The organism is Nitratireductor aquibiodomus NL21 = JCM 21793 (genome assembly GCF_000615975.1).
Classification (GTDB): Bacteria; Pseudomonadota; Alphaproteobacteria; order Rhizobiales; family Rhizobiaceae; genus Nitratireductor; species Nitratireductor aquibiodomus.
Map to the genome: position 1 here is coordinate 1 of NZ_BAMP01000144.1, position 5,842 is coordinate 5,842.

Annotated in this window: 7 protein-coding genes and 2 pseudogenes; 1 reads left to right on the top strand and 8 read right to left on the bottom strand. The window is 61.4% G+C overall.

The genetic code is table 11. The features are described from left to right. Nucleotides 1–73: 73 nt before the first annotated feature. Nucleotides 74–1,035 (bottom strand): annotated as a pseudogene (locus tag JCM21793_RS27810) (LysR substrate-binding domain-containing protein). Between the two features lie 159 nt (nucleotides 1,036–1,194). Here JCM21793_RS27810 and JCM21793_RS22230 point away from each other — a divergent pair. Beyond that, nucleotides 1,195–1,497, top strand: a complete 303-nt coding sequence (locus JCM21793_RS22230; RefSeq protein WP_025031765.1) for a DUF1127 domain-containing protein — start codon at nucleotides 1,195–1,197, stop codon at nucleotides 1,495–1,497. A 118-nt stretch (nucleotides 1,498–1,615) separates the two neighbouring features. On the opposite strand, the gene yacG is transcribed toward JCM21793_RS22230, so the two are convergent. From yacG to murA, 7 genes and pseudogenes are all read right to left on the bottom strand, one after another. Further along, the gene (gene yacG, locus JCM21793_RS22235) at nucleotides 1,616–1,813 is read right to left on the bottom strand and encodes a DNA gyrase inhibitor YacG (RefSeq protein WP_007008982.1); all 198 of its coding nucleotides are present in this window, start codon (nucleotides 1,811–1,813) and stop codon (nucleotides 1,616–1,618) included. Between the two features lies 1 nt (nucleotide 1,814). Further along, nucleotides 1,815–2,447 (bottom strand): Maf-like protein, encoded by a 633-nt coding sequence (locus JCM21793_RS22240; RefSeq protein ID WP_025031766.1) that lies wholly within the window; start codon nucleotides 2,445–2,447, stop codon nucleotides 1,815–1,817. Nucleotides 2,448–2,473: 26 nt separating this feature from the next. Then, nucleotides 2,474–2,692, bottom strand: a complete 219-nt coding sequence (infA, locus tag JCM21793_RS22245; RefSeq protein WP_006200926.1) for a translation initiation factor IF-1 — start codon at nucleotides 2,690–2,692, stop codon at nucleotides 2,474–2,476. Between the two features lie 125 nt (nucleotides 2,693–2,817). Beyond that, a complete protein-coding gene (locus tag JCM21793_RS22250) occupies nucleotides 2,818–3,264 on the bottom strand; it encodes an arsenate-mycothiol transferase ArsC (protein WP_007008980.1) in 447 nt (148 codons plus the stop codon). A 37-nt stretch (nucleotides 3,265–3,301) separates the two neighbouring features. Next, the gene (locus JCM21793_RS22255) at nucleotides 3,302–3,787 is read right to left on the bottom strand and encodes a UPF0262 family protein (RefSeq protein ID WP_007008979.1); all 486 of its coding nucleotides are present in this window, start codon (nucleotides 3,785–3,787) and stop codon (nucleotides 3,302–3,304) included. A gap of 1 nt (nucleotide 3,788) precedes the next feature. Beyond that, a pseudogene (locus JCM21793_RS27815) lies at nucleotides 3,789–4,236 on the bottom strand (DUF2948 family protein). 20 nt (nucleotides 4,237–4,256) lie between these two features. Beyond that, nucleotides 4,257–5,546 (bottom strand): UDP-N-acetylglucosamine 1-carboxyvinyltransferase, encoded by a 1,290-nt coding sequence (murA, locus tag JCM21793_RS22265; protein ID WP_025031767.1) that lies wholly within the window; start codon nucleotides 5,544–5,546, stop codon nucleotides 4,257–4,259. Between the last annotated feature and the right edge of the window lie 296 nt (nucleotides 5,547–5,842).

Sequence of the window (5,842 nt, forward strand, 5' to 3'; positions counted from 1 at the left end):
CTTCCTGCGGTCCTGCTTCGCGTATCCGCACAGATCAGGCCGACCATTGCGACCATATTAATAGGTCCTGACCCTACCAGCCATTCATCACGTGGCCGGGGCGCAGCCGCTTGCCACGCGGATTGAGAAAGGCGCTCTGGAAGTCGAAACTGCCGGTTTCTTCGATGAAGCCGGGACGGAGAGGTTGTCGAGGCTTTCGCTGATATGCCGCGCGAGCGCATCGATTATCTCCACCTGGCCGGTGTGTCCGCGCATCAGGCCGATATGACAATCGGGCAGCGGCTTGAAACCATCAGCCTCGCCCAGAACGCGCATGCCCGGCCGCAACGCGCATTCCGGCAGAACCGAGACGGCAAGGCCGGAGAGAACGGCCGTTGCGATGACCGTGGCCGAAAAACTGGTGAAGAGAACGCGATACTGCCGACCGTCCTCCTCCAGAGCTGCACAGGCGGTACGCCGCCACAGGCAGTTGGGGCGTCCGAACGCCATGGGCAGCACTTCGCGCTCGTGAACCGTGTGGTTTGCCGAGCTCACCCAGAGCACGGGTTCGCGGCGGACCGGCTCGGACCCGCCCTTGGAATCGTCGTGGGTCACCAGAGCGAGATCGAGATTCCCGCGCCGGATATGCTCCACAAGATTGGTGGTGGGTTCGCAGGCCACTGAAAGTTCGACACGTGGATTGGAGCGCGAGAAGCGTGCCATGATCTCCGGCAGAAAGCGGTCGGCATAATCGTCCGGCGTGCCGATGCGGATGTGCCCTTCGAGGCTCGCATCGTCGAACGCTGCGAGTGTTTCGCGGTTAAGCCGGAGCATGCGGCGCGCATAGGTCAGAAGCCGTTCGCCTTCTTCCGTCAGCCGGTTGGTCCTGCCGTCCTTTTGGAAAAGCGCCTTGCCGATGCGCTCTTCGAGCCGGCGCATCTGCATCGAAACGGCGGACTGGGTGCGATGCACCTCCTCGGCGGCCCGGGTGAAACTGCCCGTGTCGGCAATCGCGATGAATGTGGAAAGCTGGTCGAGGTCGAGCGGGGCGGCCATGGAACACCTATCATTGATGTTGATGATAGAGATTAGAAACATTCGTTCGACTAATCAATAAGGCTTTGACACCATGTGCCTGTTCATGGGGTGGGCCTTTCGATTTCACTGGGAAGCCCGCTCCGCACTTTCCCTTTCAAGACACAAAGGATCAGAACGATGACCCGCGCCGAAACCCAGACCCTCGCCCTGACCGCTGTAGCGCAGCCGGCTGGCGTGGTGCGCGCGATTACGGCGTCGCTTCTGGCCAGGACAACGCGCTACTGGAAGGCCCGCACGGCAATGCGACACCTCTCTGAGATGTCCGACTGGCAACTTGCCGATATCGGCCTGACACGGAGCGATGTGGACATGGTGGCGTTGCGCAACCCGCGAAAGCTTGCGACGCAGGCGCTGCAGGAAATCGCCTTTGAGCGCACGCGAATGACAGCGCTCCACGGCGGAACCGACCCAAAACCCTGACAGCTCAAAGTTTCCCAATGCAGGCCTGACTCCCGCAAGGCCGGTTCCCCCCGGCAGCCTGCACATTGCCCGGTCCTCTGGACCGGGCTTTTTTTATGGTCCGTTCAGGAATGAGAGTTCAGGCTGGGTCGCCGTCTTCTTCGTCTATCGAGCGACCGGGGATCGCATAGCTGCCCGATAGCCAGCGATTGAGGTCCACATCCTTGCAGCGTTTCGAGCAGAATGGATAAAACGCACGTTGTGAGGGCTTGCCGCATTCGGGGCAGGGGCGCTTTGGACGCAGCGGCGTGACCTTTTCGGGCTGGTTCTGATCCATTTCAATGCGCTCCGGCGCCGGAGAGCCAGTTGAAATGGACCTTGTAGCCATCGGCCACCAGCAGATTGACAGTCTCGTAGAGCGGCAGGCCCACCACATTGGAATAGGAGCCGACAAGCTTGACGACAAAGGTTCCGGCCAGGCCCTGAATGGCATATCCACCGGCCTTGCCGCGCCATTCGCCGGATGCCAGGTAGCTTTCGAGCTCTTCATGCGAGAGACGCTTGAAGCGCACGCGCGATTCGACAAGGCGCTGGCGAAGCTTGCCCGATGGGGTGATGAGGCAAAGCCCGGTGTAGACCCGGTGGGTGCGCCCAGACAGGAGCTGCAGGCAGTTGGAGGCCTCGTCCACCATCTCGGCCTTGGGCAGAATGCGACGCCCGACAGCGACGACCGTGTCGGCAGCCAGCAGGTAACAGCCCTCTGCCTCGCCATCCTGCTTCAGGCGGTCACGCGCCTTTTCGGCCTTGCCGAGCGCCAGTCGCTTGGCAAGCGATCGCGGGTGTTCGCTTTTGAGCGGCGTTTCATCGATGTTAGCAGGGGCAAGGCGATCAGGTTCGAGGCCGGCCTGCTGCAGGAGCTCGACGCGGCGGGGTGAGCCGGAAGCCAGCACGAGTTTCTGCAGTGCGCTCATCGCTATATCACCGACCGCGACAGCTTCTATTTGAAGCGGTAGGTGATGCGACCCTTGGTCAGGTCGTAGGGCGTCATTTCGACGAGCACCTTGTCACCCGTCAGGACGCGAATGCGGTTCTTGCGCATACGCCCGGCCGTGTGGGCAATGATCTCGTGTTCGTTTTCCAGTTTGACGCGAAACATCGCGTTGGGCAGCAGTTCCGTGACCACGCCTGGAAACTCCAGGACTTCTTCCTTTGGCATCCGTTACCTTCGGTTTTAAAGATTTTCCCGGCCGACGACCGGAATTTGGCGCGGAACCTAGCCCATTCATCACTCTTTGTGAACAAGCCAAACCCCGGTAAACGCCAATTTGTGTCGGTTTTGTTTCATGTTTCAAAGCGCTGCGCAATGGAAGCGGCCAGCCGGTCGCGCACATCGCGGTATGCAGCGATGATCTGGTCGCGTGTGCCGCTGACGACAGTGGGGTCCATTGTCGGCCAATATTCGACATCGGCCGCGATTGTCCGGGTCATGTCGAGTGCGCGGTGATGCGCCTCCGGCGACAGGGTGATGATGAGATCGAAATTCGTGTCGGCCAGCTCTTCGATGGATTGCGGCTGGCGCTCTCCAAGCGAAAGCCCCTTTTCATCCAGCACCGCATCCACAAACGGATCGCGCTCCCCGGCGCGCAGGCCCGCGGAGGCCAGAAAGACGCGGGACGGCAATATCTGGCGTGCAAGCGCTTCGGCCATCGGGGAACGAATGGCGTTCATGCCACACAGAAACAGCACCGACTGCGGCGCCAGCGGTTTGCCTGTCGCACCGGCGCTCATGGCCGCACTCCCACCGGGGCGACACCCATGACCCGTATCAGCCCCGCCAATGCAGCACGCAAACCAGCGTGAAAAGCCGCCGCGCGGTATCGAAATCCACGTCGATCTTGTCCTTCAGGCGGTCCATCAGCGTTTGCGATCCCTCATTGTGCAGGCCGCGTCGCCCCATGTCGATCGCTTCGATCTGGCTGGGCGTGGCGCTGCGAATGGCATCGTAATAGCTTTCGCAGATCAGGAAGTAATCTTTGACGATGCGGCGAAACGGGGTGAGCGAGAGAATGTGCGTGACCACCGCCTCGCCATTCTCACGTGAGATGGCGAAGACAAGCCTCGCCTCAACGAGCGACAGTTTCAGCTTGTAGGGGCCTTCGCCACTGTCGCCGACTGGCCTGAAACTGTTTTCTTCGACCAGATCGAAAATGGCGACTGCGCGCTCATGTTCGACATCCGGTGTGCCGCGGCCAACGGACTCGTCGAGTTCGACATCGATCAAACGTGCCGTATCGGAGTCCTGACAGGCCATGTCAGACGTCGTGTCTTGGTCGGCTCGGCGTCTCCCACGCCGCGCCGAGATCGGTCAGCCGTGCCTCGATGCACTCGACATCGAGCCGCAAAGCGGCATCGCCGGAGAAAATCAGTTCGACAACACCCGGTCGGAGTTTCTTCGGCCGGTATGAAATTGAGTGCCAGAAGGGACAGCACGTCGTCAGGGCGGCCGCGGTTGATGCCTGCCGCGCGCACATGCTGCACGCGGTCGAAGTGAAGAATACTGCGACGGCGTTCATGAGGTGTTTTCTTCAGGAAGCCGCGCCTGGTCTCATTTTCCCACACAAACCGGTTGCAGGCGACCGCGAAGCGCCGGTTCGACGGCTCGAAAGCGAGATCTCCGACCTTGACGACGGCATCCTGCAGGTGCGCTGAAAGGATTCCGAGATCGATATCGTCGAGCGCTACGAGCTTGAGAAAATCCATGACCACTATGCCCGTCAGATTCAGCTTGAGATACGCTCGACCGCAGCGCCGCAAGCGGAAAGCTTCTCTTCAAGCCGCTCGAAACCGCGATCCAGATGATAAACGCGGTTTACCTCCGTCTGCCCTTCCGCTGCAAGCGCGGCGATGACGAGGGAGACCGAAGCGCGCAGATCGGTCGCCATCACGGGGGCGCCGCGCAGTTGCGCCACGCCGTCCACGACGGCGGTCTGGCCGGAAAGCGAGATCTTCGCGCCGAGGCGTGCCAGTTCCTGCACATGCATGAACCGGTTCTCGAAGATGGTTTCGGTAATGTGCGAACGCCCCGTGGCCATGGTCATCAGCCCCATGAACTGCGCCTGCAGGTCGGTGGGGAAGCCGGGAAAGGGCTGGGTTGTGATGTCGACCGGATTGATGCCGCCGCCATTGCGGCGCACGCGAATGCCGGTGTTGGCGCGGGTGATCTCGGCGCCGGTCTGCTCCAGCGTCCCAAGCGCTGATTCCAGAAGATCGGCCTGCGCCCCTTCCAGCATCACGTCGCCGCCGGTCATGGCCACAGCCATCGCATAGGTGCCGGTTTCGATCCGATCGGGGATGACCCGGTGCCGCGCGCCTGAAAGGCTCGTCACGCCATCGATCCTGATCGTGTCGGTGCCGGCGCCGGAAATTTTTGCGCCCATGGCATTGAGGCATTCGGCCAGGTTGACGACCTCCGGCTCGCGCGCCGCGTTTTCCAGAACGGTCTCACCCTTTGCGAGCGCGGCGGCCATCATCAGCACATGCGTTGCACCGACGGAAACCTTCGGGAACACATAGCGGTTGCCGATGAGGCCGTTTTTGGCCTTTGCGTGCACATAGCCCTGCTCGATCTCGATTTCGGCACCCAGCGCGCGCAGGCCGTCGATGAAGAGGTCGACGGGGCGTGTGCCGATGGCGCAGCCGCCCGGCAGCGAAACACGCGCCTCACCCATGCGCGCCAGAAGCGGGCCGATGACCCAGAAGCTCGCACGCATTTTCGAAACGAGTTCATAGGGCGCGACGGTATCGACAATGCTGCGCGCGGTGAAATGGATCGTCCGCGAATAACCCTTCTGCTGGTTTTCGCGGCGGCCATTGACCGAGTAGTCGACACCGTGATTACCAAGGATGCGGATCAGGCTCTCCACATCCGCCAGGTGCGGTACGTTGTCGAGTGTCAGTGTGTCGTCGGTCATCAGCGACGCGATCATCAGCGGCAGGGCGGCGTTCTTTGCGCCGGAGATGGGAAGCGTGCCGTTGAGCACGTTGCCACCGGTTATGCGTATGCGATCCATCCGTTCTCACTTTCCGGGCGCAGTTCCCGATGTCGTCCGTCTTTTCGGATTGTCCCCGACTTGCCAGAATGCGCCGATTGCCTTGCGGTATCGTAAAGGTTGGCTCTGCTGCGGCAGGCGCCGGACGCAAGACCGCGAAGCAGTTGTTGCAAGACATATTCGTTTCAAATGGTCCTAAAACATGGCCGCTCGCGGCGCAAGGCAGGGATTGCTGCATGCGGATAGCTATTCGTCGGTATCTGCCGCATCCGGGCGCAGCCCGTCGGGGCGCTGGTCGGCTTCGCCCTGGCGGCGCG

Coding starts and splice junctions, on each gene's coding strand:
- JCM21793_RS22250 (WP_007008980.1), bottom strand. CDS start 3,264: ATGAGCGCCGGTGCGACAGGCAAACCGCTGGCGCCGCAGTCGGTGCTG.
- infA (WP_006200926.1), bottom strand. CDS start 2,692: ATGCCAAAGGAAGAAGTCCTGGAGTTTCCAGGCGTGGTCACGGAACTG.
- yacG (WP_007008982.1), bottom strand. CDS start 1,813: ATGGATCAGAACCAGCCCGAAAAGGTCACGCCGCTGCGTCCAAAGCGC.
- JCM21793_RS22230 (WP_025031765.1), top strand. CDS start 1,195: ATGACCCGCGCCGAAACCCAGACCCTCGCCCTGACCGCTGTAGCGCAG.
- JCM21793_RS22240 (WP_025031766.1), bottom strand. CDS start 2,447: ATGAGCGCACTGCAGAAACTCGTGCTGGCTTCCGGCTCACCCCGCCGC.
- JCM21793_RS22255 (WP_007008979.1), bottom strand. CDS start 3,787: ATGGCCTGTCAGGACTCCGATACGGCACGTTTGATCGATGTCGAACTC.
- murA (WP_025031767.1), bottom strand. CDS start 5,546: ATGGATCGCATACGCATAACCGGTGGCAACGTGCTCAACGGCACGCTT.